The organism is Pseudomonas sp. 1912-s (assembly GCF_029269205.1).
In the GTDB taxonomy this organism is placed as follows: domain Bacteria; phylum Pseudomonadota; class Gammaproteobacteria; order Pseudomonadales; family Pseudomonadaceae; genus Aquipseudomonas.
In genome coordinates this window covers 100,374-126,210 of record NZ_JARIXR010000011.1, presented here as the reverse complement: position 1 = coordinate 126,210, position 25,837 = coordinate 100,374, and the positions used below count along the sequence as shown (strand labels likewise).

The 25,837-nt window shown below is 61.9% G+C and carries 24 protein-coding genes; 11 read left to right on the top strand and 13 right to left on the bottom strand.

The genetic code is table 11. The features are described from left to right. The first annotated feature begins 259 nt into the window (after positions 1 to 259). Positions 260 to 748, top strand: coding sequence for a C40 family peptidase (locus P3C29_RS16425; RefSeq protein ID WP_201126032.1), 489 nt, complete (start codon positions 260 to 262; stop codon positions 746 to 748). 1 nt (position 749) lies between these two features. Here the strand turns inward: P3C29_RS16425 and P3C29_RS16420 are convergent, their stop codons facing one another. Together P3C29_RS16420 and P3C29_RS16415 are read right to left on the bottom strand one after the other, a co-directional pair. Further along, positions 750 to 1,382, bottom strand: a complete 633-nt coding sequence (locus P3C29_RS16420) for a TetR family transcriptional regulator (protein ID WP_010173930.1) — start codon at positions 1,380 to 1,382, stop codon at positions 750 to 752. Positions 1,383 to 1,533: 151 nt separating this feature from the next. Then, on the bottom strand, positions 1,534 to 1,983 hold the full coding sequence (locus tag P3C29_RS16415) for a hypothetical protein (protein WP_275964930.1): 450 nt from the start codon (positions 1,981 to 1,983) through the stop codon (positions 1,534 to 1,536). A 368-nt stretch (positions 1,984 to 2,351) separates the two neighbouring features. Here P3C29_RS16415 and P3C29_RS16410 point away from each other — a divergent pair, with 368 nt between their 5' ends. After that, positions 2,352 to 4,421, top strand: a complete 2,070-nt coding sequence (locus P3C29_RS16410; protein ID WP_275964929.1) for an AsmA family protein — start codon at positions 2,352 to 2,354, stop codon at positions 4,419 to 4,421. A gap of 45 nt (positions 4,422 to 4,466) precedes the next feature. Here the strand turns inward: P3C29_RS16410 and P3C29_RS16405 are convergent, their stop codons facing one another. Next, positions 4,467 to 4,997 carry a ferritin-like domain-containing protein gene (locus tag P3C29_RS16405; RefSeq protein ID WP_010173935.1) on the bottom strand — a complete coding sequence of 177 codons (531 nt, stop codon included), beginning with the start codon at positions 4,995 to 4,997 and terminating at the stop codon, positions 4,467 to 4,469. A 98-nt stretch (positions 4,998 to 5,095) separates the two neighbouring features. Further along, positions 5,096 to 6,007, bottom strand: coding sequence for a LysR substrate-binding domain-containing protein (locus tag P3C29_RS16400; RefSeq protein WP_201126035.1), 912 nt, complete (start codon positions 6,005 to 6,007; stop codon positions 5,096 to 5,098). 124 nt (positions 6,008 to 6,131) lie between these two features. Here P3C29_RS16400 and P3C29_RS16395 point away from each other — a divergent pair, with 124 nt between their 5' ends. From P3C29_RS16395 to P3C29_RS16385, 3 genes are all read left to right on the top strand, one after another. After that, positions 6,132 to 6,773, top strand: coding sequence for an NAD(P)H-dependent oxidoreductase (locus P3C29_RS16395; RefSeq protein ID WP_201126036.1), 642 nt, complete (start codon positions 6,132 to 6,134; stop codon positions 6,771 to 6,773). A 1-nt stretch (position 6,774) separates the two neighbouring features. After that, complete coding sequence (locus P3C29_RS16390; RefSeq protein WP_010173940.1) at positions 6,775 to 7,080, top strand: multidrug efflux SMR transporter; 306 nt, start codon at positions 6,775 to 6,777, stop codon at positions 7,078 to 7,080. A 69-nt stretch (positions 7,081 to 7,149) separates the two neighbouring features. After that, a complete protein-coding gene (locus P3C29_RS16385; RefSeq protein ID WP_275964928.1) occupies positions 7,150 to 8,040 on the top strand; it encodes a triacylglycerol lipase in 891 nt (296 codons plus the stop codon). Here P3C29_RS16385 and P3C29_RS16380 read toward each other — a convergent pair. Continuing rightward, positions 8,037 to 8,912 (bottom strand): DMT family transporter, encoded by an 876-nt coding sequence (locus P3C29_RS16380; protein ID WP_010173945.1) that lies wholly within the window; start codon positions 8,910 to 8,912, stop codon positions 8,037 to 8,039. The genes P3C29_RS16385 and P3C29_RS16380 overlap by 4 nt on opposite strands. Positions 8,913 to 9,009: 97 nt before the next feature. Between P3C29_RS16380 and P3C29_RS16375 the strand changes: the two genes are divergently transcribed. The 3 genes from P3C29_RS16375 (at position 9,010) to P3C29_RS16365 (ending at position 11,299) form a co-directional block, all read left to right on the top strand. Next, positions 9,010 to 9,804, top strand: coding sequence for a helix-turn-helix transcriptional regulator (locus P3C29_RS16375; RefSeq protein WP_201126037.1), 795 nt, complete (start codon positions 9,010 to 9,012; stop codon positions 9,802 to 9,804). Between the two features lie 63 nt (positions 9,805 to 9,867). Beyond that, on the top strand, positions 9,868 to 10,182 hold the full coding sequence (locus tag P3C29_RS16370) for a PsiF family protein (RefSeq protein WP_010173948.1): 315 nt from the start codon (positions 9,868 to 9,870) through the stop codon (positions 10,180 to 10,182). 103 nt (positions 10,183 to 10,285) lie between these two features. Continuing rightward, positions 10,286 to 11,299 carry an AI-2E family transporter gene (locus P3C29_RS16365; protein WP_003217402.1) on the top strand — a complete coding sequence of 338 codons (1,014 nt, stop codon included), beginning with the start codon at positions 10,286 to 10,288 and terminating at the stop codon, positions 11,297 to 11,299. A gap of 202 nt (positions 11,300 to 11,501) precedes the next feature. Here P3C29_RS16365 and P3C29_RS16360 read toward each other — a convergent pair whose 3' ends face one another. Continuing rightward, positions 11,502 to 12,770, bottom strand: coding sequence for an Hsp70 family protein (locus P3C29_RS16360; RefSeq protein ID WP_093202293.1), 1,269 nt, complete (start codon positions 12,768 to 12,770; stop codon positions 11,502 to 11,504). Between the two features lie 288 nt (positions 12,771 to 13,058). On the opposite strand from P3C29_RS16360, the gene P3C29_RS16355 reads away from it, so the two are divergent. From P3C29_RS16355 to P3C29_RS16345, 3 genes are all read left to right on the top strand, one after another. Beyond that, a complete protein-coding gene (locus tag P3C29_RS16355; protein WP_010173950.1) occupies positions 13,059 to 14,006 on the top strand; it encodes a DnaJ C-terminal domain-containing protein in 948 nt (315 codons plus the stop codon). Positions 14,007 to 14,008: 2 nt separating this feature from the next. Next, the gene (locus tag P3C29_RS16350; protein WP_010173951.1) at positions 14,009 to 14,314 is read left to right on the top strand and encodes a chaperone modulator CbpM; all 306 of its coding nucleotides are present in this window, start codon (positions 14,009 to 14,011) and stop codon (positions 14,312 to 14,314) included. 212 nt (positions 14,315 to 14,526) lie between these two features. Continuing rightward, on the top strand, positions 14,527 to 20,436 hold the full coding sequence (locus tag P3C29_RS16345; RefSeq protein WP_275964927.1) for an NEL-type E3 ubiquitin ligase domain-containing protein: 5,910 nt from the start codon (positions 14,527 to 14,529) through the stop codon (positions 20,434 to 20,436). Positions 20,437 to 20,480: 44 nt separating this feature from the next. Here P3C29_RS16345 and ureC read toward each other — a convergent pair whose 3' ends face one another. The 7 genes from ureC to urtE all read right to left on the bottom strand — a co-directional run bounded on the left by ureC (position 20,481) and on the right by urtE (position 25,739). Then, positions 20,481 to 22,181, bottom strand: a complete 1,701-nt coding sequence (gene ureC, locus P3C29_RS16340; RefSeq protein ID WP_275964926.1) for an urease subunit alpha — start codon at positions 22,179 to 22,181, stop codon at positions 20,481 to 20,483. 140 nt (positions 22,182 to 22,321) lie between these two features. Beyond that, the gene (locus tag P3C29_RS16335; protein ID WP_010173954.1) at positions 22,322 to 22,627 is read right to left on the bottom strand and encodes an urease subunit beta; all 306 of its coding nucleotides are present in this window, start codon (positions 22,625 to 22,627) and stop codon (positions 22,322 to 22,324) included. Continuing rightward, entirely contained in the window at positions 22,624 to 23,154 is a 531-nt protein-coding gene (locus tag P3C29_RS16330; RefSeq protein ID WP_010173956.1) for a GNAT family N-acetyltransferase, read from the bottom strand. The genes P3C29_RS16335 and P3C29_RS16330 overlap by 4 nt, the downstream gene beginning before the upstream one ends. Before the next feature lie 5 nt (positions 23,155 to 23,159). Continuing rightward, positions 23,160 to 23,681 carry a GNAT family N-acetyltransferase gene (locus P3C29_RS16325; RefSeq protein ID WP_010173958.1) on the bottom strand — a complete coding sequence of 174 codons (522 nt, stop codon included), beginning with the start codon at positions 23,679 to 23,681 and terminating at the stop codon, positions 23,160 to 23,162. An 8-nt stretch (positions 23,682 to 23,689) separates the two neighbouring features. Further along, the gene (gene ureA, locus P3C29_RS16320; RefSeq protein ID WP_003217383.1) at positions 23,690 to 23,992 is read right to left on the bottom strand and encodes an urease subunit gamma; all 303 of its coding nucleotides are present in this window, start codon (positions 23,990 to 23,992) and stop codon (positions 23,690 to 23,692) included. A gap of 178 nt (positions 23,993 to 24,170) precedes the next feature. Beyond that, positions 24,171 to 25,010, bottom strand: coding sequence for an urease accessory protein UreD (locus P3C29_RS16315; RefSeq protein ID WP_010173961.1), 840 nt, complete (start codon positions 25,008 to 25,010; stop codon positions 24,171 to 24,173). Positions 25,011 to 25,040: 30 nt separating this feature from the next. Next, on the bottom strand, positions 25,041 to 25,739 hold the full coding sequence (urtE, locus tag P3C29_RS16310) for an urea ABC transporter ATP-binding subunit UrtE (RefSeq protein WP_010173963.1): 699 nt from the start codon (positions 25,737 to 25,739) through the stop codon (positions 25,041 to 25,043). Between the last annotated feature and the right edge of the window lie 98 nt (positions 25,740 to 25,837).

The following is a 25,837-nucleotide window of genomic DNA, read 5'->3' as shown; positions in this document are numbered from 1 at the left end:
TAGGCAGGCGGCTTGTGCCACCTGATGGCGCAGGAAATTATTCCAAAATGTTTCATTTTGGTGCGTGACGGGATTTATAGCACTGGATTCGGGCGTTCGGCGTTGAATTGCAGTAAGCGGCGCGTGAAATTTCTTTCATCTTTAGGGAAATCGAATTGTTTCGGATTTTTCCCACGAAGTTAAAGGATTCGGAGTTCATTGGATTACGTGCTGCTTCATTAGGATTCCGCTCCGTATTTAATCCACAGCGGTTTCCACCATGTACAAGTCATTTTTCTGTTTATTGATTGTCAGCCTGTCGTTGGCCATTTCATCCGCCTCGGCCAACCTCCAGCGCCCGATCTCACTGGAGGCTTCACCTTCCATCACCAGCGTGATTGATCGCGCCCATTCTCTGTTGGGCACCCCTTACAGGATGGGCGGGACGTCAGTGGCCCAGGGTTTCGATTGCAGCAGTTTCCTGGTGTACCTGTTCAAGACCGAAGCCAATATTCATCTGCCCCGCACCACCGCTGCGATGCACCGCTCAACGGCAGCCACGGTCAAGCGCGATGCACTGCAACCGGGTGATGCGGTGTTTTTCAGGGGGAATGGGCGCGGCCAGGTCAGCCACGTCGGCCTTTATATAGGCGAAGGCAAGTTCATCCACTCGCCACGTACGGGTAAAAGCGTGCGCATCGATTCGCTGGCCAACGTTTACTGGAACAGGAACTACACCACCGCCAAGCGGTTTCACGCGGTGCGCTGAGTTATTCGGTGCTGCCCAGGCCTTGCCAATGCTTGAGGCCGATAAAGATGAAGCGCAGTTGCTGGGTGATCTTCGCCTGGGGCGTGAGATGGGACGGCAGCGCTTCGGCGGGCGGGTCAATGATGTCGGGCAGGGTGGCGAACACGCTCTTGACGATCAGGTCGGCCATCACGTGCAAGCCGTCGGCATCCAGGTGCTGGAGCTTGGGCATCAAGGTCAGGTCGGCGGCGAGGTCGCTGGCGATGTCTTCGCGCAAGGCGCCGATGGCCTGGCGAACGGCAAGGCTGCCACCGTATTGCTCACGGGCCAGGAACAGGAATTGCGAACGGTTGGCGGCGACCACATCGAGGAAAATCCGCACCGAGGCATCGATGATGCCGCCCATCACGAATTCATTGTGGCGCACCAGGCGGATCGTCGCGCGAAAGGTCTGGCCGACTTCACTGACCAATACCAGGCCCAGTTGATCCATATCGGCAAAGTGACGGTAGAAACCGGTGGGCACGATGCCGGCGGTCTTGGCCACTTCACGCAGGCTCAGGCTGCCAAACCCACGGCCACACTCCATCAGATGGCGGGCTGCGTCCATCAGGGCGAGTCGGGTCTGTTGCTTCTGTTCGGCACGGGGCAGCATTGGCAGGCGGGCTTTGTGGACAAGGACAGCGACGCACTCTAGCAAATCAGCTTTGCCAGCGTCGAACTGCAAAAGGGAGAAGGGCGTTGCGGTTCACACAAAGTCAAAGCCCGATCGGGTGATCGGGCTTTTTTCCAGGGCCAGCACGGGCTTAGCTCTGTGCTTGATGCAGTTCTTGCAGACGGTCAGCACCGCCTTCCGCTACGCCGTCAGCATAGGCGCGTTTGTTGGCACGGCTCGAACCGTCTTCAACCAGACCTTTCTGTTCCAGGCGATCACGGCCACCTTCGGCAACAGCGTTGCGTTCCATCAGGCGATCAGCGCCACCTTCAACCAGACCTTTCTGTTCCAGGCGGTTACGGCCGTTTTCTACAACGCCTTCGGTGTAGGCACGTTTGTTGGCGTTGTCCGAACCGTTTTCAGTGATGCTGCCGTTGTAATCGGTGTTGTTCTTGTCCGAAGCACCGCTGCGAGCCAGGGTTTGGCTAACGTGGGAGGCATCGGCTTTCACTTGTGGGGTGGCCTGTTCAGCAGCTGGCAGGGCAAATGCGCTGGTGGCCAGGACGGAAAGTACAAAGCTTGCGAGTAATTGGCGTTTCATGATGGGTTGCTCCTTGGGAGGGCGATAAATTGGGTACAGGGCTAATGCTACTCTTGATAAGTCGATATAAAAGTTCATAAACACAATGGTAATAATCAACAGAATTGATTGTTCTCGGCGAGGGCTCTATCTCGCAGGTCTCAAGCCCGCGCTTTTGCACTGTGATGGGTATTTTCGACACGATCGTGGGTAACAACGGTGCGCCGTCGATGATAGAAACTGTCGAGTCGGTCAGGAAACGCGGTTTTTACGGGTAATTCTTCAATGGGGTTAAACCCCCGCGCCGTTTGTCAGTCGTAGCCATATAAGCTGTAGTCAAAACGTGCGCCGCAAGGCGCCCGCTCAGTCGTAACCTGGAGTCCTGTGCAATGACGCGCACTCGTAAAATTCTCGCCTGGAGCTGCGCCAGCTTCGTTTTGTTAATCGCCATCGTGGTGTTGGTCCTGGTGTTCTTTGACTGGAACCGGATCAAGCCGCCGCTCAATGCCAAGGTCTCCGAAGAGCTGCACCGCGCCTTTGCCATCAACGGCAACCTGGCGGTGGTGTGGCAGCGCGAGCCCGATGAAGGCGGCTGGCGCGCCTGGGTTCCGTGGCCCCATGTGATTGCCGAAGACCTGACCCTGGGCAACCCCGACTGGTCGAAAGCCCCGCAGATGGTCACCCTCAAACGCGTGGAGCTGCGCATTTCGCCCCTGGCGTTGCTGGCCCAGCGCGTGGTGATTCCGCGGATCGACCTCACCGAGCCGAGTGCACAGTTGCAGCGCCTGGCCGACGGCCGCGCCAACTGGACCTTCAAGTTCGACCCCAAGGACCCCGACGCCGAACCGTCCAGCTGGGTGGTGGACATCGGCGCGATCGGCTTCGACAAAGGCCACGTGACCCTCGACGATCAAACCCTCAAGACCCAACTCGACGTGGTGATCGATTTGCTCGGCAAGCCGATTCCCTTCGGCGAAATCGTCGGCGATGCTGATGCCAAGAAAGCATTGGAAAAAGGCTCGGCGCCGCAGGACTACGCGTTCGGGCTCAAGGTCAAAGGCCAATACCACGGCCAGAAACTCGATGGCACTGGCAAGATCGGTGGCCTGCTGGCATTGCAGGACGCGGCCAAGCCGTTCCCGCTGCAAGCCCAGGCCAGGATCGGCGACACCAGCATCGCGCTGGCCGGCACCCTGACCGACCCAATGAACCTCGGCGCCCTCGACCTGCGCCTCAAACTCTCGGGTAGCAGCCTGGGCAACCTGTATCCGCTCACCGGCGTGACGCTGCCGGATTCGCCGGCCTATTCCACCGACGGCCACCTGATCGCCAAGCTGCACGAAGCCAGCGGCGCGTCGTTCCAGTATGAAAACTTCAACGGCAAGATCGGCAACAGTGATATCCACGGCAACCTCGGTTACGTCGCCAGCCAGCCACGGCCCAAGCTCACGGGCGCGTTGGTCTCCAACCAACTGCTGATGACTGACCTCGCGCCATTGATTGGCGCCGATTCCAACGCCAAGCAAAAAGCCCGTGGCGGCGAAAGCAAGCAGCCGGCAACCAAAGTGCTGCCGGTGGAAGAGTTCCGCACCGAGCGCTGGCGCGACATGGATGCCGATGTTGAATTCACCGGCAAGCGCATCGTCCACAGTGCCGAGTTGCCGTTCACTGACCTCTACACCCACCTGGTGCTGAACGATGGTCAGTTGAGCCTCGAACCCCTGCGTTTCGGCGTAGCGGGCGGCAAGCTAGACGCGCAGATTCGCCTCAACGGGCGTACCACGCCGATGGAAGGCCAGGCCAAACTCACCGCGCGCAACTTCAAGCTCAAGCAGTTGTTCCCAACCTTCGAACCGATGAAAACCAGCTTTGGTGAACTCAACGGTGACGCGGACATTTCCGGGCGCGGCAACTCTGTAGCGGCGTTGCTCGGAACGTCGAATGGCGATCTGAAGATGTTGATCAACGACGGCGCCATCAGCCGCGGCCTGATGGAAATCGCCGGGCTTAACGTCGGCAACTACGTGGTCGGCCGCCTGTTTGGCGACAAGGAAGTGAAGATCAACTGCGCGGCCGCGGACTTTGGCATCAAGTCCGGCCTGGCGACGACTCGCCTGTTTGTGTTCGATACCGAGAACGCCATCATCTACATCGATGGCACGGCGAACATGGCCAGCGAGCAGTTGGACCTGACCATCACGCCAGAGTCCAAGGGCTTCCGCCTGTTCTCCCTGCGCTCGCCGTTGTACGTCAACGGGCCGTTTATCAAGCCCAATGCCGGGGTGAAAGCCGTGCCGTTGATGTTGCGTGGCGCTGGCATGGTTGCACTGGGGGTTATTGCCGGGCCGGCGGCCGGCTTGCTGGCGCTGGTGGCACCGAGCGGCGATGAGCCGAACCAGTGTGCGCCGTTGCTGCAACAGATGAGGGAAGGCAAGGCACCGAAGACGGTGAAAGGCTAAAAAAAGGGGAGCCATTTGGCTCCCATTTTTTTGTGCGGCGGTTGCTTACAGGTCCTGCAGAATATCCGCCATGTCGTCGGCGTGTTCTTCTTCCTGGGCCAGGATGTCTTCGAAGATCCGGCGGGTGGTCGGGTCTTTATCGCCGATGTACTGAATGATCTCGCGATAGCTGTCTACCGCGATGCGTTCGGCGACCAGGTCTTCGTAGACCATTTCCTTCAGCGTATTGCCGGCCACGTACTGGGCGTGGGAGTTCTTCGACAGCAGGTCGGGGTTGAACTCCGGCTCGCCGCCCAGCTGCACGATGCGCTCGGCCAGCTTGTCGGCGTGTTCCGCTTCCTGGGTGGCGTGTTCGAGGAATTCCTCGGCGGCGACATGCGCCTTGACGCCATTGGCCATGAAATAGTGGCGTTTGTAGCGCAGCACGCACACCAACTCGGTGGCCAGCGATTCGTTGAGCAAGCGCAGGATTTCCTGGCGGTCGGCGTCATAGCCTTCGGTTACGGCACCGTTTTCGACGTTCTTGCGGGCGCGCTCACGTAAGGTGGCTACGTCAGACAAATGTGAGTCAGTCATCTCATTCTCCTGGTACTAATCCGGTTTTGCGCCACGCTCTGCCGGCGTGATCGCTCCAAGTTGTGAGTCCCAGGCAACGCAAAAAGTTTTATCGGATTTTACAACGCGTGCCCCGACAGCCGTGCTTCCTCCTGCAACCACTCAAAAAACGCCCGGACCGGCGGGTGCCGTTCGCGGCCCGGTACGCACAGGGCGCTGTAGCCGGCGCCGTCGACGCGGATCTCTGGCCGGTAGGGCACCAGCAGCCCACTGGCGAGTGTTTCCGAGACCAGGATATTGCTCGCCAACACCAGGCCCTGGCCGGCGATCGCCGCTTGCAGGGCATAGTGTTCTTCATCGTATTCGCGCAATGGCGAGGCGGATTGCAGCCAGTGTTCCCCGGCCTTTTCGCACCAGGCCTGCCAGCCCAGGGCGTAGAGCCTGGAGTTGTGCCAGCGCACGCTGATCAAGGTCGGGGTGCGCTGGCTGGCCAGGGCGACCTGTTCGGGAGAGCCGTACACCGCAAAACACTCGTCGAACAGACACAAGCCATGCAGGTTCGCGTAGTCGTCCAGGCTGTAGCGGATTACCAAATCGACGCTGGCATCTTGCTGCAAGTCCACGACGGCGCAGTTGGTGTCCAGGCGCAGGTTGATGTTCGGGTGGGCGGCATAGAAGCGTCCCAGTCGCGGCACCAGCCACAAGGCGGCGAACGCGGGCGTGGTGGACAAGGTGAGATGGCCGGCGCTGCGCTGCGGTCGCAGGGTGTCGATGCTTTGCGCTACGTCCAGCAGTGCGCCATGCAGGCTGTGGAACAATCGCTCGCCACACTCCGTCAGGCGGACCTGGCGCGGCAGGCGTTCGAACAATGGCACGCCGAGCCAGGTTTCCAGGGAGCGAATCTGGTGGGACACCGCCGTGGGCGTCACCGACAACTCCTGGGCGGCAGCCTTGAAGCTCAGCAGGCGCGAGGCTGATTCAAAGGCACGCAGGGCGGTCAGGGGCAGCGAGGCAAACATGTGGGGCTCCATGGATGAAATTATTTCATCCAAAGCAACTATTGCTCATTTGTGAGGCCGGCGGCCCGGCTCTAGATTTGTGCGCAAGAGAGGCAGCCATTCAGGTTGCCCGAGTCTAGCGCGTGAAGGCTTACAGATGAAAAAAATGCTTGCGATCCATTCCAGTCCCCGTGGCGAACGTTCCCATTCCCGGCGCCTGGCGGAGGTGTTTCTGGCCGCCTGGCACACCGCCAACCCGGACGCGCACCTGACCCGCCGCGAAGTCGGCCGTGCGTCGATTCCCCATGTCAGCGAAGCGTTTATTGCCGCCAGCTTCCACCCCGAACCCCAGTCCATGCCCCTGGCCATGCACGCGGATCTGCAACTGAGCAATGAGCTGGTCAGCGAGTTGGTCGAGCATGAACTGCTGGTGATTTCCGTGCCGATGTACAACTTCGGGATTCCCAGCGGCCTCAAGGCCTGGATCGACCAGATCGTGCGTATGGGGCTGACGGTGGATATCACCCAGGACAGCCAGGGCATCGCCCAGTACAAGCCTTTGCTGTTGGGCAAAAAGGCATTGATCATCACCAGTCGCGGCGGCAGCGGCTTTGGCCCGGGCGGTGAAAACGAGGCGATGAATCACGCCGACCCGCACCTGCGAACGGCCCTGGGGTTTATCGGCATCGAAGACGTCACGGTGATTGCCGCTGAAGGTGAAGAGTCCGACCCCAGCGTTTTCCGCCGCTCCTGCGATGCGGTCGAAGGTCAGTTGCGGGACCTGGCAGGGAGCTTCTGACGTGTCCTGGCTCTTCCTGCTGATTGCGGCCGGGTTCGAGGTGACCTTTGCCATGAGCATGAAATACGCCGACGGTTTCACCCGGCTGTGGCCATCGCTGATCACCGTCATCGCGGCCGTGGGCGGGATCTACTTCCTGACCCTGGCCATGCGTGAGTTGCCGGTGAGCGTCGCCTACCCGATCTGGACCGCCATCGGCTCGCTGGGCACGGTGTTTCTCGGGTTTGCGTTGCTGGGGGAGAGCCTGACGCTGATCAAGCTGGTGTCGGTGGGGCTGATCGTCGCTGGCGTGGTGGGCCTCAAGTAGCGTCATGGCTTGGTCACGGAGGCTGGTCTAGGATGGGTCCATCGCCTCGCTTTCAAGGACGTTCGCTCCATGCCGCAGTCATTGGCTACACGTTATCCGCTGGTGCTGGTGCCGGGGATGTTGGGGTTTGTGCGCCTGGTGCTGTACCCGTATTGGTACGGCATCGTCCCGGCGCTGCGTGCCGGCGGGGCGCAGGTGTTTGCGGTACAGGTGGCTCCGCTCAATTCCAATGAGGTGCGGGGCGAACAGCTGCTGGCGCAGATCGAGACGATTCGCCGGGAAACCGGAGCCGACAAGGTCAACCTGATCGGCCATAGCCAGGGCTCGCTGACGGCGCGGTATGCGGCGGCCAAACGCCCGGACTGGGTGGCGTCGGTGACCTCGGTGGCCGGGCCCAACCATGGTTCGGAACTGGCGGATTACTTCCACACCCATTACCCGGCGCACAGCGCCAGGGGGCGTATCCTGAGTGTGTTGCTGCGGCTGGTCGGCGTGCTGATGGGCCTGCTGGAAACCGGCTACCGCGGCCCGCGTTTTGCGGCGGACATTCATGCGTCCCACCAGTCACTGACGAGCGAAGGCGTGGCCTTGTTCAATCGCCAGTATCCCCAGGGCATCCCGGACATCTGGGGCGGGCAGGGCGCCGGGGAGGTCAATGGCGTGCGCTATTACTCCTGGTCCGGCACCTTGCAACCGGGCAAGACGGACCGTGGGCGCAACCTGCTGGACGGGACGAATCGCAGTTGTCGGTTGTTCGCCAGAACCTTTGTGCGGGAGAAGGGCCAGTGCGACGGCATGGTCGGCCGTTGCAGCTCGCACCTGGGCACAGTGATTGGCGATGACTACGCCCTGGACCACTTCGACATCGTCAACCAGTCCCTGGGACTGGTGGGCAAGGGCGCCGAGCCGATCCGGCTGTTTGTCGAGCATGCCCGGCGCCTGAAGGAGGCCGGGGTTTAGCCTGGCCTGACCGGGGTTGTCCAACGCTCCGACAAAATCACCCCGCCCAGCGTCAGCAGTCCACCCACCAGGTGATACATCGCCAACTGCTCCTTCAGCACCACCGCCGCAATCAGCGCCGTGATCAGCGGCAGCAGGTTGAAAAACAGCGTGGTGCGGCTCGGGCCCAGGGTCTTCACCGAATGCATCCATGCCAACGGCGCCAGCATCGAGGCCAACAGGCAGGCATACAGCACTAGCGGGATGTTCGACCAGCCAAGGCCGGCCTTGTCGGAGAACAGGAACAGCGGAAACAGCACCACGACCGCCACCAGCACCTGCAAATACAGCAATACCAGCGGCGGCAACCGCAGCTGCCATTTTTTCAGCAGGGTGCTGTAGACCGCATAGGCAAGGGTGGCCACCAGCATCATCGCGTCACCCAGGTTCAGGCCGTGTTGCAGCAGGGCGCTGAGGCTGCCGGCCGACACGACGACCACCACACCGGCGAACGACAGCACGGCACCGGTGAGGGCACCGAAGGTCAGGCGCTGGCCGAGGCTGATGATTGCGGCGGTGAGGGCCATCAGCGGCATCAACGAGAGGATGATGCCCATGTTGGTGGCCGAGGTCAGGTTCGCGGCGTAATACGCCAGGCTCTGATACACCGCCATGCCCAGTACGCCAAGGATGAAAATCTTGCCCAGGTTTGGGCGAATCAGCGGCCAATTGGCGATGACGGGCTTGAGCATGAACGGGGTAAACAGCAGACCGGCCAACAGCCAGCGATAAAAGCCGATCTCGGCGGGGAAAATCGTCCCCACCGCCAGTTTGTTGACCACGGTATTGCCGGCCCAGATAAAAATGGCCAATAACGGATAAGCGTATTGCATCGAGAAGAACCAGTTGCGTCTATGAGGGGCAATTATCCTTTGTCTGGATCGAAGCCTATACTTCGATCCAGCCATCCGACCTTTGTATCCAGACAACATGCTCAAGAAGTACATCAACCTACCCGATTTCGACCAGTTGCCGTCCCCGGTCTACTTCCGTTATTCGGAGTTCGAGGCTGACACCCACGCCAGCGCGCACCAGCATGCCTGGGGTTCCCTGGACTACTCGGCCCGCGGCGTAATGCGCTTTGAAGTGGCCGGGAGTCGCTTCATGTCGCCGCCGCAATACGCGGTGTGGATCCCCCCGAACACCCAACACAGTTCCTACAACGCCCAGGCGATTGTCTACCGCTCGGTGTACCTGGGGCCGGCGCTGTGCGAGCAATTGCCGCCGCAGCCGTGCACCCTGGCCATCAGCGATATCCTCAAGGCGATCCTCAGTGATTTCGCCGACCGTGACGTCAATATTCCCGAGAGTGAAGCCGATGTACGGCTGGCCCAAGTGTTGGTCGACCAGCTCAGGCAGGCGCCGGTGCATGATTGTTTCCTGCCGTACGCCAGCCGCCCCGGGTTGCTCAGTGTGCTCGAGGGCATGCAAGCCGATCCCGGCGATAACCGCGCGCTGGCTCAATGGGCGGAGCAGGTGCATGTCAGCGAACGCACCCTGGCCCGGCAATTTGCGCGTGACCTGGGGATGAGCTTCGGCGAATGGCGCCAGCGCCTGCGATTCCTGGCGGCCATCGAGGCGCTGGACAGCCCCCGCAGCGTGCAGGAAGTGGCGTTTGACCTGGGCTACAGCACCGCCTCGGCGTTTATCGCGATGTTTCAGCGCCAGGCCGGCTGTACCCCGGAGCAGTACCGCCGAACGAATATACGCAGTAGGAAGGTGTAACAGGGTTTGACTACACTGCTGGGGAGGCCGTGCCCCTCGGCACGGTAACAGGGAGAAAACTCCATGAAGATGCTGCGTATTCCGCTGTTGATGATGGGCCTGCTGCTGTGTTCCCAAGGCTTTGCCGCGACTGCCGCACAGACGGCTCAGCAACAAAAAATGACCACGTGCAACGCCGAAGCCAAGACCAGTGGCAAAACCGGTGATGAGCGCAAGGCGTTCATGAGTACTTGCCTCAAGGCCGCTCCGGCCGCCAACGACGCCAAGACCCTCACGCCACAGCAGCAGAAGATGAAAGACTGCAACGCCACGGCGAAAACCCAGGCGCTGACCGGTGATGCGCGTAAAACCTTTATGAGCACCTGCCTGAAGAAATAATAGCCGGGTGCCATAGAAGGCTGCGACACTCGCACACAGCCCTCTGCAGGAGCGAGCATGCTCGTTCCTGCGCATCCTTTAACGCCGTTCGTTTTGAGGCTGTATGCCAACGTTTTCTCAGCGTCACGTGTTGTTGTTGGTCAGTTGCGTGCTTATTTTTGGCGGGCTGCTGCTGGTTTTGCCGTTGAAGTTGCTGCCGAGCCTGCTGGCCGGATTGCTGGTGTATGAGCTGGTCAACATGCTCACCCCGCAGTTGCAGCGGTTGATCGAAGGCCGGCGTGCGCGCTGGTTGGCGGTGGCGTTGCTGGGGACCTTGATCGTCAGCATCCTGACCCTGATCTTTGCCGGGGCCATCAGCTTCCTGTTGCACGAAGCGGAAAACCCGGGGGCTTCCCTCGATAAATTCATGGGCGTGGTTGACCGTGCGCGAGGCCAGTTGCCGCCGTTTCTCGACGCCTACCTGCCGGCCAGCGCCGCCGAGTTCCGCGTGGCCATCGGCGAATGGCTGAGCAAGCACCTCAGCGAATTGCAGCTGGTGGGCAAAGACGCCGCGCACATGTTCGTGACCTTGCTGATCGGCATGGTGCTGGGTGCGATCATCGCCCTGCAACGCGTGCCAGACCTCACCAAGCGCAAACCCCTGGCCGCCGCGCTGTTTGATCGCCTGCACCTGCTGGTTCAGGCCTTTCGCAACATCGTCTTCGCCCAGATCAAGATCGCCGCACTGAACACCGCCTTCACCGCGATCTTCCTCGCCGTGGTGCTGCCGCTGTGCGGGATCCACCTGCCGTTGACCAAGACCCTGATCGTGCTGACGTTCCTGCTGGGCCTGTTGCCGGTGATCGGCAACCTGATGTCCAACACCCTGATCACCATCGTGGCCTTGTCGCTGTCGATCTGGGTGGCGGTGGCGGCGTTGGGTTACCTGATCGTCATCCACAAGGTCGAGTACTTCCTCAACGCGCGCATCGTCGGTGGGCAGATCAGTGCCAAATCGTGGGAATTGTTGTTGGCGATGCTGGTGTTCGAAGCCGCCTTCGGCCTGCCGGGGGTGGTGGCGGGGCCGATTTATTATGCGTACTTGAAGAGTGAGTTGAAGCTGGCGGGGATGGTTTAACAGCCAGCACCGGCACTTTGGCGGGAGGGCTGTTGTGGCGAGGGGGCTTGTCCCCCGTTGGGCTGCGAAGCGGCCCCAAACCAGGTAACGCGTTTAATCTGAAAAAATGCGTTTACCTTGATGGGGCTGCTTCGCAGCCCAACGGGGGACAAGCCCCCTCGCCACAACAAGCTCCTTCAGCAAAAGGAGTGGGGTTTGTCACTCAGTAGCCGTAGCGCTTGCTGGCCTCAATCGCCAGACCACTGCCGATACTGCCAAAGATATTCCCTTCCACATGCTGCGCATTCGGCAGCATCGCCGAGATGCTGTGGCGCAGTGCCGGGATGCCGCTGGAACCCCCGGTAAAGAACACCGTGTCCACCTGGGCCACGTCCACCGAGGCGTCGTTGAGCAACTGGGTCACGCTGTTGCGCACCCGCTCCAGCAAGCCATCAATGGCCGATTCGAACAACGCCCGGCTCAACTCCACGCTCAGCCCCGGCTCAACCCGGTCCAGCAGCACATGGCGGCTGTCCTGCTGCGTCAGCTGGATCTTGGTTTCTTCCACTTCCATCGCCAGCCAGTGCCCGGCACGCTGTTCGATCAGGTTGAACAGGCGGTCGATGCCGCCGGTGTCCTCGATGTCGTAGCGCATGCTGCCCAGCGCCAGCTTGGATTTCTGCGAGTACACCGAGTTGATGGTGTGCCAGGTCGCCAGGTTCATGTGGTGGCTGGTGGGCATGTAGGCGCCGCTCTTCATGCGGCTGCCGTAGCCGAACAGCGGCATCATGCCGGCCAGCGAGAGTTGCTTGTCAAAGTCGGTACCGCCGATGTGCACGCCGCCGGTGGCGAGGATGTCGTCGTGGCGGTTGTCGATCTGGCGACGCTCGGGCGACAGGCGCACCAGGGAGAAGTCGGACGTACCACCGCCGATGTCGACGATCAGCACCAGCTCTTCTTTTTCAATGGTGGACTCATAGTCGAAGGCTGCGGCGATCGGTTCGTACTGGAACGAGATGTCCTTGAAGCCGATCTTGCGGGCCACGTCCACCAGGGTGTTCTCGGCTTCCTGGTCGGCCATCGGGTCGTCATCCACGAAGAACACCGGGCGGCCCAGTACCACTTCGTCGAACTCACGCCCGGCGGTGGTCTCGGCGCGGCTCTTGAGCTGGCCGATAAACAGCGCCAGCAGGTCGGTGAACGGCATGGCCGTGCCCAATACGCTGGTGTCGTGCTTGATCAGCTTGGAACCCAGCAGGCTCTTGAGCGAGCGCATCAGCCGGCCTTCGTAGTTTTCCAGGTATTCGTGCAGGGCCAGGCGACCGTACACCGGGCGACGCTCTTCGAAGTTGAAGAACACCACCGACGGCAGCGTGATCTTGTCGTCCTCCAGCGCGATAAGCGTTTCCATGCCGGGACGAATCCAGCCGACGGTGGAGTTGGACGTGCCGAAGTCGATACCGCAGGCACGGGCTGGGGATGGGTTTTTCATGTCAATCGGGTTCCGGTTGAAAAACGGCCGCGCAGTGTATGCCACCCGCGTGCAGATGCGTAGGCCGACTATCCGCTAAATACAGCACACTTGTTACCTTGAAAGCCCGGCCTTTGCCCCCAAATCCTCCCCATACGGTTGGTGGCTGCAAGTTTCTGCCCGCAGCGCCGATAAACTTCTGACGCACCCCCGGGTCACAAGATTGAGATCGGTCAATCCAGACGCCGCAAACAGGCGCATGCTGTGACGCTGGCAGTGCGATATCGATAACGGACGGTGATACTCCCGATGGACTTCAAAGACTATTACAAGATTCTCGGCGTCGAGCCGACTGCCGACGACAAGACGATCAAGGCCGCCTATCGCAAGCTGGCGCGCAAATATCACCCGGACGTGAGCAAGGAAAAGGACGCCGAAGCCAAGTTCAAGGACGCGTCCGAAGCCTATGAAGCGCTGAAAAGCGCCGACAAGCGCGCTGAATACGACGATTTGCGCAAATACGGCCAGCACGGCCAGCCATTCCAGGGCCCGCCAGGCTGGCAGAGCCGTGGCGGCTACGGCGGCGGTGGCCAGGACACTGGTGACTTCTCGGACTTCTTCAGCTCGATCTTCGGTTCGCGCGGCAATGGTTTTGGTGGTGCCCAGGGCCGTAGTGCCGGGCGTCGAGGGCAAGATGTGGAAATGGAACTGCCGGTCTTCCTCGAAGAGACCCTGTCCAACGAGTCCAAGCCGGTCACCTTCCAGGTGCCGCAGTACAACGCCGCCGGCCAGCACGTCAGCAACACCACCAAGAGCCTGAACGTGAAGATCCCGGCCGGTGTGGCCGACGGTGAACGCATCCGCCTCAAGGGCCAGGGCGCGCCGGGGATTGGCGGCGGTGCCAACGGTGATCTGTACTTGATCATCAAGTTCGCGCCACACCCCAAGTTCGACGTGGAAGGCGAGAACCTGATCATCACCCTGCCGCTGGCCCCGTGGGAGCTGGCGCTGGGTACTGAGGTAGCCGTGCCGACCCTCACCGGCAAGATCAACCTCAAGGTGCCGGCCGGCAGCCAGAACGGTCAGCGCATGCGCGCCAAGGGCCACGGCCTGTTGAACAAGGCCGGGCAGCGCGGTTACCTGTTTGTGCAACTCAAGGCGGTCATGCCGAAAAACACCGACGACGAGGTCAAGGCGTTGTGGCAGGCATTGGCTGAAAAGGCCGCTTTCGATCCGAGAGAAACATGGAGTAGCTAACGATGAGCAGTCCCCGTGTGGTTCAAGTGAACATGGCAGAATTTTGTGAGGCCACCGACCTGTCGGTGGCCTACGTGATCGAAATCGTCGAGCACGGCATTCTTGAACCGGCGGGGCAAAGCCCTGAGTCCTGGCGGTTTACCGATTACGAACTGGCCCTGGCCAAGCGTGCGTCGGCGCTGCAAAAAGACCTGGAGCTGGAATGGGAAGGCGTCGCCCTGGCGCTGGACCTGCTGGAAGAAGTGCAGCAACTGCGTGCCGAGAACCAGATGCTCAAGCAGCGGCTGGGGCGTCTGGTCGTCGAATAACGGCTGCTCTACATACTTACATCCGACCTTGGAACCGGGCTGATTAAGGTAATCGCCCCTCTCCGATTCCAAGGTATTTGCGTATGCCAGACCCTCAAGCAGCCGACCTCCCCGCCAAGGTCTCAGCACAGCCAGGAAGCAGCAGTATCCATGGGGACTTTATAAACAACAGCCTCCCCGAATGGCTCATCAAGGCGTCAGCGCAACGGCGCATGCAACTCAAGTTGAATGACTTGGAGCACCTGCTCTGGTTCCAGGCACTGACGCTTCAACAACGCACGACCTTGAAGGCGTACACCCAGGCCAGCCTGCAATCACAGCAGGTGGTGGACGAACGTCTGGCCGGGTTGCAGAGCGTCGAGGTGTTTGCCAAGGCGCTTTTATCTCAGGCGCTCAAGGACCAGTTCAAGGTTGAGCTGGACGTCGAGCACACGTTTATCTACCTCGATAAAACCCTGACATTGGGTGTGCTGGGCATTGAGGCCGGGGCCTTCAACGTGTTGAAAGTCTCGCTGTTGCACGGGGCGCTGCATAATTTTGAAGCCGATGAAGCTGAGGCCGACGCCTTTGACCCGGTGTCGGGGTTCATCACTCAAGACGCCAAGCCGGTCAGCACCTCGCTGACCGTCCCGCAGTTCATCACCCTTTGCCGCAGCCTGGACATCGGCGCGCAGTATCAAACCTACCTCAAGGGCTTTTTGCATCCCGAGGATGAAGCCACCTTGCGGGAGGCGGTCATCGCCAGCCAGAAGGACGCCTTGAAGGCGGCGGCTTACCTGGCCCTGGTCAGGAAAGACATCGAGCCCGCCGACTACACCATGGTGCTGGACGTGATCGCCGGTGAGCGTAACCCCACCCTTGGTGGCAAGCCCGTGTGGTTCTGTGCCCTGAGCGTGATGGGGCTCAAGCTCAATGGCTGCGTGGTGTTCGAGCCAGTGGAAAAATACCGCTACGGCGACGCCTCGATTGTCTATGTGCCCTATGACCCCGAGCATCCGCTTAAGCGCTACAACACGTTTGCTGACCTGAAAACAGAACTGACCCGCCAATTGCTCGCGCCGGATGCCGATCAGGCCGCCTTCACCGACGGGCCGAACCCGACGCGCTACCAGCGGTTTTTCAGCCAGTTTGTCGATGGCGCCAGGCGTCCGTATTACTTCAGTCGTTTTACCCAGCCCGTGTCGAGTTCGCAGTCGAACCTCAACGCCGTGGTGCGCTCGCCTATCTTCCAGTCGGTGTTCGAGTTTGCCGCTCCGCTGCTCACGGCACTGTTGAAACCCCAGGAGCTGCCGCCGGAAAAAGCGTCGGCGCGGGAAACCGCCCAAGCGCCTGATCTCAAACCCATGGTCGTCGCCCGGTATGGCCTGTGGTCGCCCAACGTGGATCTATGGGCCGACCTTTACGAGAGCAACCGCGACAAGATTATTGCCGACGCCCGCCATCAAGCGGTGCCGACCGCCGATGTGGATGCCAGGGTGCGCGCGCAGAAAATCGCCCACCTGTGGGAGGGCGGGTTTGCGGTGGTTGGCCTGGTGTCGATGTTCGTGCCGGTGCTGGGGGAAATCATGCTGGCGGTGATGGTCGAGCAACTGTTGGCCGAGACCTTCGAAGGCGTGATGGACTGGAGCCAGGGTGACCGCGAAGCCGCCCGGCAGCACCTGATCGACGTGGCACAAAACCTGGCCTTGATGGCCTTGATGGCGGGCGCCGGCAAGGGCCTGGCAAAGCTGCCCTCCGTCCAGACACCCGCAGTGATCGATGGGCTCAAGCCGGTGACGTTGCCCGGCGGCGAGCGGCGCCTGTGGAAGCCCGACCTTGCCCCCTATCGCAGCAATGTGAGCCTGCCCGCCGAATCAACGCCCAACGAACTGGGCCTGTATCGCCATGACGGCCAGGACATTTTGCCGCTGGACGGCGGGCACTATGTGGTCGAGGAGGATCCGGCGAGCGGGCAGCACCGAATCCCCCATCCGACCCGGCCCGAGGGCTATGCGGTACCGCTGGAGCACAACGGTGCCGGCCTCTGGACCCATGGCGGCGAGGAGCCCATGGCCTGGGATGGCCCGGCGCTGATGCGGCGCCTGGGGTTTCGCGCCCAGGGTCTTAGCGATGCACAGCTTGAGCGTGTACGCGTGGCCAGCGGGACCGATTACGACGCATTGCGCCGCGTGTACGTTGAGCAGGACCGGCCTTCGGCCCTGCTGGACGATACCCTGGCGCGTTTTCGCATCGAGCATGACCTGGAGGTTTTTGCGCAACAGATCAGCAGCGCAGACCCGCAGGAATTTGGCAGGGCCGACCTGCGCCTGCAGTTCAAGGTGATGCGCAGCCAGGGCTTGTTGCCGCCGAAGCCCGCCATCCGGGTGGTGGACGCTCAGGGGCGGTTGATCTGGGAGGATGCCGTTACACCCGATGCCCCGTCGCGCAGGTTGACCGTAGTGATCACTGAAGACACCCGCGTCAACGGCACGTTGCTGCCTGCCCTGCTGAACGTGCTCAAGAGCGAAAGGATCGATCTTCGCAATGTGCCGGGCGCGCCGGACCTGACCGTTGCTCAGCGTGCCATCGAACTGCGCAAGGCCATCGCCGCCGACGCCCGTCACAACCGGCTGATGCTGTTCGAATCCCTCTACGACGCACGGCCCGCCAGCCCCGACCCGATGGTCAAACGAGTGCAGTCCCGTTACCGGCATCTGCCGGACGCGGTGGTGGAGCAACTGCTGGAGGCCGCCACCGAGCAGGACCTGGAAGCGCTGGGGTGTCCCGGGCCGCTGCCGCCGCGCATTGATGAACTGGCGCAGTGGTGTCAGCAGGAGTTGCGACTGGCCAGGGCTTATGAAGGACTGCATCTGGATATCTCTGCCAGCGTCGACAGTGAGCGGCTGGCCTTGCGCAGCCTTGAAACGCTGCCCGGCTGGCCGGCGCAGGCGCGCTTCGAACTGAGGGAGGGCGGCCCCCAGGGGCGCTTGGTGGACACCCTCGGCGCGCCGCAGTCACCGTTGCGCGCTGCGTTGGTGTTCAACGAAGCCTGCGGGTTTGCCCAGGAGGGAACGTCGAGCCTGTACACCGCGGTGCTGGCCGCCCTGACCACAGGCGAACGCCAGGTGCTGGGGTTCTCCCTGGAAAATGCCGAAGGGCTGAAGCAGGCGGTGCAACAGGCACCGTTACCGCGTGACGAGTTCAGGGCTGTGCTGCAAGGCCAGCGTGTGCTCAGGCCCGGCCTGGAACCGGGCTCACGGTTATTGGGGGGGATGCCGCTGCGTCAGCAGCTGGCGAGTATTTTTCGCACCCGTCGCGGCCGGGTGCTTAAGTTGTACCCCGATTTCACTGAGGCTGAAGCCGACACGTTTCTGCAGTCCCTGGGTGACACAGCCGGCAGCGAACTGACTCGACTGGAGGCCGAGCACCTGAGCCTGAAGCAGGCGCTGTTCGTGTGGGCCAAAGAGCCACTCACGGCAGACGGCACGCCCGACCAGATCAACATTGCGCGAAGGCGTGCCGTCGCGCAGACCATCAACCGTTGCTGGCAGCGCCAGAGCGGCTCCATGCTGAGCCTGGAACGGGTGAGGGATTTACCGCCGTTAAATGCCAGCTTTAACCACGTTCAGGAACTGGTGATCACCAGTAGCAGTTTTGACGGCAGCGCCGATGCCTTCCTCAAGAACTTTGCCCGGCTCAGGCGGCTGCGCCTCAAGTCCCTCTCCGTCAGCCGTATACCCGAGACGGTCGCGCAGATGCCAGACCTGGTTGACCTGGACCTGAGTGGCTGCATGATCCGCCTGGACGAGCGCGGGGTAGCGATTCTGGAGCGCATGAACACCCTGCAAACCCTGGACCTGCAAAACAACCTGCTGGGCCGCTTGCCGGACTTCAGCACCCTGACCGGTTTGCAGCGGCTCAACCTGCGGGCCACCGACATCAACCAATGGCCTGTCGGGTTGCGGGATCTAACCGGGTTGCGCCTGGTGGACCTGCGCGACAACCAGTTGCGTGAGGTGCCCTCGGCCATCCACAACCCTGCGCCAGAGCATCTGGACGCCCAGGCCAGGGCCAATCGGGTGACCCTGTTACGCGGCAATCGGCTGTCCTACGACGACTTTCAGCACCTCAAGGCGTATCGGGAGCGGCTCGCGCAAACCCGGCCGGAACTGTTGGTGGGCGGGCTGGATGGCGCATTCGCAATCGCTGATCCGTTGGCCGCCAGGGCACGCGCGCTGTACCCCGACTTTACCGATGATCAAATCCAGGCTCTCCTGCAGCCGCTGGATCAGGCCGAGGCGAAGCTGACCGGGCTGGAGCGCGAGCTTGAGGTGTTGAACAGTCAACTGTCGTCCTGGGCGTTCTCCGGCGGAGGTGAGTCGCAGGGATATGTGCGGGTCAATCGCGTGGCGCAAGCCACGGCCAACCGGGGCGACCGTTACCAGGCAATGGAGCGTATCCGGCGCTGCTGGCGACGGGAGACCCCGCAAATGCGGGCCAATGACGGCACCCCTATCGGCCTGGAGCTGAACCTCAGTGGGCTGACCTTGCCCAGCCTGCCGGACCTGGATGCAGACTTCAGCCATGTGGGCGCGCTGAACCTGTCACGCATGAACCTGAGTGCCTCGCCGGAGGGTTTCCTGCGGCGTTATCAGCGCGTGCGTTGGCTGGATTTGTCGCGTAACCAGCTGACTGAATTGCCCCCGGCAATAGCTGACATGCACGGTTTGACCCGCCTGCACCTGCAATACAATCGCATCCGCCTGACGCCTGAAACCGCCCGGATACTGTCTGAACGCACCACGCTGCGCTCATTGGTGCTGACGGACAACCCGCTGGGCATCAGCCCGGACTTCACCCGAATCAGCGACATTCGCTCGCTGTTCTTGAACAACACGCAGATTGAAACCTGGCCCGTGGGGTTGGCGGACCAACCGTTGGTGGACCGTATCGACCTGACCGGCAACCGGATTACCACGATTGCGCAGGAGGTGGTCGCACCGGCCGCCGAGCATCTGGTGCAGAGGGCTCGTTTGAACAACGTGACCTTCCTGGGGGGCAACCCGTTGTCTGACGTTGCCCAGCAGCAGTTGGTCGACTACTGGGCGCGCCTGGAGCGCGAGCAACCGGCACTGGTGCGGGAAAGAAGCCGGTATGCATTCGAATACCAGCCGATTGAGGATGAACCGCCCACGCATGTTCGCGCAGGGGCCGGGAGCCTGAACCCGCAGGCGCGCACGGAGCTGCAGCGCTGGGTGCGGGACTTGTCGGCAGTGGATATGGCGACGCGGCAGTCGCAGTGGAGTGGCCTGGCTGCGCAAGAGGGCGCCGCAGGGTTCTTTCGCGTGCTCAATGACCTTGAGGAGGCAGGTGCTGCCCATGGGGATATGCAGCGGCGCGTTTGGGCGGTTATCGATAGCATCACTGAAGACACCCCGAAATCCGCCGCCCTGCGCGAGCAGATGTTCGAGTGGGCGGGCAGGCCTGCTTGCTGTGACCGTGCGGCGTTGTCATTCAGTAACCTGGAAATCATGTCGCTGGTCTACCGGGCCGAGACCCAGGCAGGCGAAGGGCAACGAGCGGCGGCATTGTTGAAGCTGGCCCGTGGGTTGTTTCGTCTCGATCATGTGGAGCGAATCGCCTTGGCGGACATTGAGCGTCGCACGGCGGCCATCCACCACACGCCTGGACTGACGTCCCTGGAAAAAGCCGCGCGCATCGAACGCCTGGAAGACGTCGAGATCCGGCTGGCTTACCGCTACGGCCTCAAGGACCGTCTGGCGCTGCCGGCCCAGCCGAGCCAGGTCCGGTTTACCCGGATGGCCGATGTCTCCCAGCAAACGCTGGATCAGGTGTACACCAGCATCGTGTCCATGAACAACTCGCCGGCGGAGTTTCACGCACTGCTGGCTCGGGACTTCTGGAAAGACTACGTGACCAACACCTACCGCGCGCAATTCGAGGCGCAGCGCGCGCCCTTCGAGGAACGCCAGGCCAGCCTGCATCAGCGCTTTGAGTCCGGGGCGTTGACGCAGGAGGCCTACACGCAACAATCCGATGACCTGGAGGGGCAGTTGCAGATTGAGGAGGCCGGATTGATCGAGAGGTTAAGTCGACAACTGTTGGCTGAGCATCCGCTCTGAAGATCAAGGCCTGGGCGTTCAACGACCCAGGCCTTTTCGGCTGCCTAGAACAGGAAGTAACGCTGGGCCATCGGCAGCACATCCGCCGGTTCACACCACAGCAACACACCGTCGGCTTTCACCTGATAGGTCTGCGGGTCGACTTCGATGTCGGGCAGGTAATCGTTGTGGATCAGGTCGGTTTTCTGCACTGTCCGGCAACCCTTGACCACCGCAATCTGCTTCTTCAACCCCAACTGTTCGGGCAAGCCCGCCGCCAAGGCCGCCTGGCTGATAAAGGTCAGGCTGGTGGCGTGCAACGAACTGCCGAAGCTGGCGAACATCGGGCGGTAATGCACCGGCTGCGGCGTCGGGATCGAGGCGTTGGCGTCGCCCATCAGGCTTGAGGCAATCGCGCCGCCCTTGAGGATCAGGGTCGGCTTGATGCCAAAGAAAGCCGGGCGCCACAGCACCAGGTCGGCCCACTTGCCCACTTCGATGGAGCCCACTTCATGGCTGATGCCGTGGGTGATCGCCGGGTTGATGGTGTACTTGGCGATGTAGCGCTTGGCGCGGAAGTTGTCGTTGCCTTCGCCGTCACCCGGCAACGGGCCGCGCTGCTTTTTCATCTTGTCGGCGGTCTGCCAGGTGCGCGTGATCACTTCACCGACCCGGCCCATGGCCTGGCTGTCGGAGCTGATCATCGAGAACGCGCCGAGGTCGTGCAGGATGTCTTCGGCGGCAATCGTCTCGCGACGGATGCGGCTTTCGGCGAAGGCCACGTCTTCGGCAATACTCGGGTCCAGGTGATGGCAGACCATCAACATGTCCAGGTGTTCGTCGATGGTGTTGCGGGTAAACGGCCGGGTCGGGTTGGTGGAGCTGGGCAGCACGTTGGGGAAACCACAGGCCTTGATGATGTCCGGCGCATGACCGCCACCGGCACCTTCGGTGTGGTAGGTGTGGATGGTGCGGCCCTTGAACGCGGCGAGGGTGGTTTCGACGAAGCCGGATTCGTTGAGGGTGTCACTGTGGATCGCCACCTGCACGTCGTACTCGTCGGCGACGCTCAGGCAGTTGTCGATGCTCGCCGGCGTGGTGCCCCAGTCTTCGTGCAGCTTGAGGCCAATGGCGCCGGCCTTGACCTGTTCGATCAGCGGCTCCGGCAGGCTGGCGTTGCCTTTGCCAGTGAAGCCGATGTTCATCGGGAACGAGTCGGAGGCCTGGAGCATGCGTGCCAAATGCCACGGGCCGGAGGTGCAGGTGGTGGCGTTGGTGCCGGTGGCCGGTCCCGTGCCGCCGCCGATCATGGTGGTGACGCCGCTGGTCAGCGCCTCTTCGATTTGCTGTGGGCAAATGAAGTGGATGTGGGTGTCGATGCCGCCGGCGGTGAGGATCATGCCCTCACCGGCAATCACTTCGGTGCTGGCGCCGACGCAGATGGTCACGCCGGGCTGGATGTCCGGGTTGCCGGCTTTGCCGATGGCGGCGATGCGGCCGTTTTTCAGGCCGACATCGGCCTTCACAATGCCCCAGTGATCGATGATCAGCGCGTTGGTGATCAGGGTGTCGACCACCTCATGGGCGAGCAGTTGGCTCTGGCCCTGGCCGTCGCGGATCACCTTGCCGCCGCCGAATTTCACTTCTTCGCCGTAGACGGTGAAATCCTGTTCGACTTCGACGAACAGCTCGGTGTCGGCCAGGCGGACCTTGTCACCGACGGTGGGGCCGTACATGTCGGCGTAGGCTTGTCTGGAAATCTTCATGTGCATGCCTTGAGATTCAGGAAAGTTTGAAATCGTTCGCTTCGCTCTCTATCGCGGGCAAGCCCGCTCCCACATTTGGAACGCATTCCCCTGTGGGAGCTGGCTTGCCTGCGATGAGGCCCGAGCAGACACCAGAAAAACTACAGGTCGCCCATGATGCGTCCGGCAAACCCGAACACCCGGCGCTTGCCGCTCAATTCCACCAGTTCCACGTCGCGACTCTGCCCCGGCTCAAAGCGCACGGCCGTGCCCGCCGGGATGTTCAGGCGCATGCCACGGCTGGCGGCGCGGTCGAACGTCAGCGCGTCGTTGGTTTCGAAAAAATGGTAATGGGAGCCGACCTGAATCGGCCGGTCGCCGCTGTTGGCCACGCTCAGGGTGGCGGTGCGCCGGCCCACGTTGAGTTCGATGTCGCCAGGCTGGATCTGAAATTCGCCAGGAATCATGCAGGTTGTCCCAGGGTCTTGAAGTAGATGGCGGTCGGGGTGTAGCGCCCGTCCGGGCTTTGGCAGTAGTTGGGCAGTTCACCGATCTTGGTATAGCGCAGCGACTGGTAGAAGGCTTCGGCGCCGGAGCCGGCTTCGGTGTCCAGGTACAACAGCCCGCGTTTGTACTGGCGGGCGCTCAGCTCCAGGGCGGCCATCAGTTGTTGGCCGAGACCTCGGCGCCGGGCCTCGCTGTGCACCAGCAGCTTTTGCACTTCGGCACGATTCAGGCCGTTGGCTTTCAGGCACAGCGCCAATTGCACGCTGGCCACCACGACTTCATCGCGCACCACCACCCACAGCAGCAGGCTGCCGTCTTCGATACTCGCCTGCACGCCGCTGAGGTAGCTGCGGGCCTGGGTTTCGTCGAAGTCGGCCATGAAGCCTACCGAAGCGCCGTGCTTTACGGCGTCCAGCAATAGCTCAACCAAACCCTGGCGGTAATGGGCAAAACTCTCGGCATTGACTCGACGCAGTTGGGCGTTCATCGGTGTCACTCCTTGGGCGGTTCGGCGCCAGGGTTGAGTGTCAGTTGCATGAAGGTCAGGTCCAGCCAGCGACCGAACTTGGTGCCGACCTGGGGCATCTGCCCGGTGGTGACAAAGCCCAGGCGCTCATGCAGGCGGATCGAGGCCTGGTTGCCGCTCTCGATGGCGGCGACCATCACGTGTTTGTTGCAGGCTTTCGCCCGCTCCACCAGCGCGGTCATCAGATGGGGGCCGAGGCCTTTGCCGCGTTGGTCGCTGCGCACGTACACCGAGTGTTCGACGGTGTGGCGAAAGCCCTCAAAGGGCCGCCAGTCGCCGAACGAGGCATAGCCTGTGACCTGCTCGTCTTCGACGGACACCAGGATGGGGTAGAACTGCGACTGACGGGCGCTGAACCAGGCCTGGCGGTTACCCAGGTCCACCGGTTGTTCGTTCCAGATCGCCGTGGTGTTCAGCACGGCGTCGTTGTAGATATCGCGAATGGCCGGCAAATCGGCGTGCACCGCATCACGTATCAAAAAGGACATGGCAGGCCTCAGGCGATGGGTTGGTGGACGGTGACCAGCTTGGTGCCGTCGGGAAAGGTCGCTTCCACCTGGATGTCCGGGATCATTTCCGGAATGCCTTCCATCACCTGTTCGCGGGTGAGCAGGGTGGTGCCGAAGTGCATCAGCTCGGCGACGGTGCGGCCATCACGGGCGCCTTCCATCAGCGCGGCAGAGATGTAGGCGATGGTTTCCGGGTAGTTGAGCTTCACACCGCGCGCCAACCGCCGCTCGGCCACCAGGCCGGCGGTGAAGATCAGCAGTTTGTCTTTTTCCCGTGGGGTCAGGTCCATCGTTCAAGGTCCACTATGAAATACATTCGTAAAAAACACCGGAGATCCAATGTGAAAGCTGCTTTCTGTGGGAGCTGGCTTGCCTGCGATGCTGGCGACTCGGTAGGGCTGATGCACCGAGGTGATGCCATCGCGGGCAAGCCCGGCTCCCACAGGGAACAGGGTCAACGTTTGATCTTCATGTGCTCCAGATTCTCGGTGATACCGCTTCTCGGCCCAGCACGGCCGGGCGCAGCAGGCGCCACAGCGCGATCAGCCAGCCGCGGGCCAGCAGCGCTTCACTGGCCAGGCAGCGGGCCACCAGCAGGCCGGGCAGTTGGGTCAGGTCGCCGCGTACCGCGTGGGGCAGCGAGCGGCAGTGTTCGAGTAATTCACTGTCGATTTCACCGGTCACCAGCAAGGTCGCGAACACCGGTTGCCCGTCCAGCCCGATGGGCGATTCGAGCAAACCGTCGGCGCCCACAATGCGCTGGCGTTCATGCCAAATCAACTGGCCGTCGCGGCGGATATCCAGGTGCGACTGGAAGTGCCCGAGGTCGAAACGCTCGCCGCTGGCGGGGCGTCCGAGGGCGACCACGTCCCAGTAAAACAGCCGGGCATCGCCTTGCAGGTCGATGCGGGTGGTGAGTTCGGCCTGGGCGGCGCTGAACACGATGGTCTCCTGCGGCAGCCATTCCAGGGTGGCGCCGGCCTCAACCGTCAGCTCCAGCTTCTGGTAGGCCGGGCCGCCGGCGCGGTACCACTTGGCCGCGCCGGGGCTGGTCAATTGCGCCCAGGCACCTTCGGCCACATGCGCTGTGATATCGAGGCGATCACCGCCGGCAATCCCGCCCGGCGGGTGCACGATGATGTGCTGGCACACCTCGGGGCCTTCGGCGTACAGGTGCTTTTGCACCCGCAGCGGGCCGAGGTGGCGGCGCATCACCGGGCGTGTGGTGTCGCCGAAACGCGCGTAGCCAAGTTCCAGCTCGGCATGCCAGCTGGGGGTGAACAGCGCGGTGGGGGCTGGTAGGGTCATGGTCAGTGCTTATCGTTAGGACGCTACAGATTAGATCGTAACGAGCCCGCGCACACCCTCGCTTTCCATATTTTCTCCACGCCCCTGCTGGACGATTTCGCCCCGGGACATCACCAGGTACTGGTCGGCCAGTTCAGCGGCAAAGTCGTAGAACTGCTCCACCAGCAGAATTGCCATGTCACCGCGTGCGGCGAGTTTTTTGATCACCGCACCGATCTCCTTGATCACCGACGGCTGGATGCCTTCGGTGGGTTCGTCGAGGATCAACAGGCGCGGGCGGCTGGCCAGGGCCCGGCCGATCGCCAGCTGCTGTTGTTGGCCGCCGGACAAATCACCGCCACGGCGCTGCTTCATTTGCAGCAGCACCGGGAACAGCTCGTAGATGAACGCCGGCACTTCCCTGGCCTCGGCGCCGGGGAAACGGGACAGGCCCATCAGCAGGTTTTCTTCCACCGTCAGCCGGCCAAAAATCTCCCGGCCCTGAGGCACATAGGCGATCCCGGCGTGTACCCGCTGGTGCGGTTTGAAACCGGTAATGGCTTTGCCTTCCCAGTTCACCGCACCTTCCTTGGCCGGCAGCAAACCCATCAGGCACTTGAGCAAGGTAGTCTTGCCCACGCCGTTGCGGCCCAGCAGGCAGGTGACTTCGCCGACTTTCACCTCAAAGGAAAGCCCGCGCAGGATGTGGCTACCGCCGTAGTACTGGTGCAGCTTGTCGACTTGCAGCATGTTCAAAGTCTCCTCAATTCCTTGTGGGAGCTGGCTTGCCTGCGATACAGGCGACTCGGTGTATCAGTTGCACCGTGTCGATACCATCGCAGGCAAGC

What these genes read in the sequence shown, in the direction of transcription:
- P3C29_RS16355 (WP_010173950.1), top strand. Translation starts at nt 13,059, where the DNA reads ATGGACTTCAAAGACTATTACAAGATTCTCGGCGTCGAGCCGACTGCC.
- urtE (WP_010173963.1), bottom strand. Translation starts at nt 25,739, where the DNA reads ATGCTGCAAGTCGACAAGCTGCACCAGTACTACGGCGGTAGCCACATC.
- ureC (WP_275964926.1), bottom strand. Translation starts at nt 22,181, where the DNA reads ATGAAGATTTCCAGACAAGCCTACGCCGACATGTACGGCCCCACCGTC.
- P3C29_RS16425 (WP_201126032.1), top strand. Translation starts at nt 260, where the DNA reads ATGTACAAGTCATTTTTCTGTTTATTGATTGTCAGCCTGTCGTTGGCC.
- P3C29_RS16380 (WP_010173945.1), bottom strand. Translation starts at nt 8,912, where the DNA reads ATGCAATACGCTTATCCGTTATTGGCCATTTTTATCTGGGCCGGCAAT.
- P3C29_RS16345 (WP_275964927.1), top strand. Translation starts at nt 14,527, where the DNA reads ATGCAACTCAAGTTGAATGACTTGGAGCACCTGCTCTGGTTCCAGGCA.
- P3C29_RS16415 (WP_275964930.1), bottom strand. Translation starts at nt 1,983, where the DNA reads ATGAAACGCCAATTACTCGCAAGCTTTGTACTTTCCGTCCTGGCCACC.
- P3C29_RS16350 (WP_010173951.1), top strand. Translation starts at nt 14,009, where the DNA reads ATGAGCAGTCCCCGTGTGGTTCAAGTGAACATGGCAGAATTTTGTGAG.
- P3C29_RS16395 (WP_201126036.1), top strand. Translation starts at nt 6,132, where the DNA reads ATGAAAAAAATGCTTGCGATCCATTCCAGTCCCCGTGGCGAACGTTCC.
- P3C29_RS16360 (WP_093202293.1), bottom strand. Translation starts at nt 12,770, where the DNA reads ATGAAAAACCCATCCCCAGCCCGTGCCTGCGGTATCGACTTCGGCACG.
- P3C29_RS16315 (WP_010173961.1), bottom strand. Translation starts at nt 25,010, where the DNA reads ATGACCCTACCAGCCCCCACCGCGCTGTTCACCCCCAGCTGGCATGCC.
- P3C29_RS16370 (WP_010173948.1), top strand. Translation starts at nt 9,868, where the DNA reads ATGAAGATGCTGCGTATTCCGCTGTTGATGATGGGCCTGCTGCTGTGT.
- ureA (WP_003217383.1), bottom strand. Translation starts at nt 23,992, where the DNA reads ATGGACCTGACCCCACGGGAAAAAGACAAACTGCTGATCTTCACCGCC.
- P3C29_RS16335 (WP_010173954.1), bottom strand. Translation starts at nt 22,627, where the DNA reads ATGATTCCTGGCGAATTTCAGATCCAGCCTGGCGACATCGAACTCAAC.
- P3C29_RS16400 (WP_201126035.1), bottom strand. Translation starts at nt 6,007, where the DNA reads ATGGAGCCCCACATGTTTGCCTCGCTGCCCCTGACCGCCCTGCGTGCC.
- P3C29_RS16420 (WP_010173930.1), bottom strand. Translation starts at nt 1,382, where the DNA reads ATGCTGCCCCGTGCCGAACAGAAGCAACAGACCCGACTCGCCCTGATG.
- P3C29_RS16375 (WP_201126037.1), top strand. Translation starts at nt 9,010, where the DNA reads ATGCTCAAGAAGTACATCAACCTACCCGATTTCGACCAGTTGCCGTCC.
- P3C29_RS16405 (WP_010173935.1), bottom strand. Translation starts at nt 4,997, where the DNA reads ATGACTGACTCACATTTGTCTGACGTAGCCACCTTACGTGAGCGCGCC.
- P3C29_RS16385 (WP_275964928.1), top strand. Translation starts at nt 7,150, where the DNA reads ATGCCGCAGTCATTGGCTACACGTTATCCGCTGGTGCTGGTGCCGGGG.
- P3C29_RS16410 (WP_275964929.1), top strand. Translation starts at nt 2,352, where the DNA reads ATGACGCGCACTCGTAAAATTCTCGCCTGGAGCTGCGCCAGCTTCGTT.
- P3C29_RS16330 (WP_010173956.1), bottom strand. Translation starts at nt 23,154, where the DNA reads ATGAACGCCCAACTGCGTCGAGTCAATGCCGAGAGTTTTGCCCATTAC.
- P3C29_RS16365 (WP_003217402.1), top strand. Translation starts at nt 10,286, where the DNA reads ATGCCAACGTTTTCTCAGCGTCACGTGTTGTTGTTGGTCAGTTGCGTG.
- P3C29_RS16325 (WP_010173958.1), bottom strand. Translation starts at nt 23,681, where the DNA reads ATGTCCTTTTTGATACGTGATGCGGTGCACGCCGATTTGCCGGCCATT.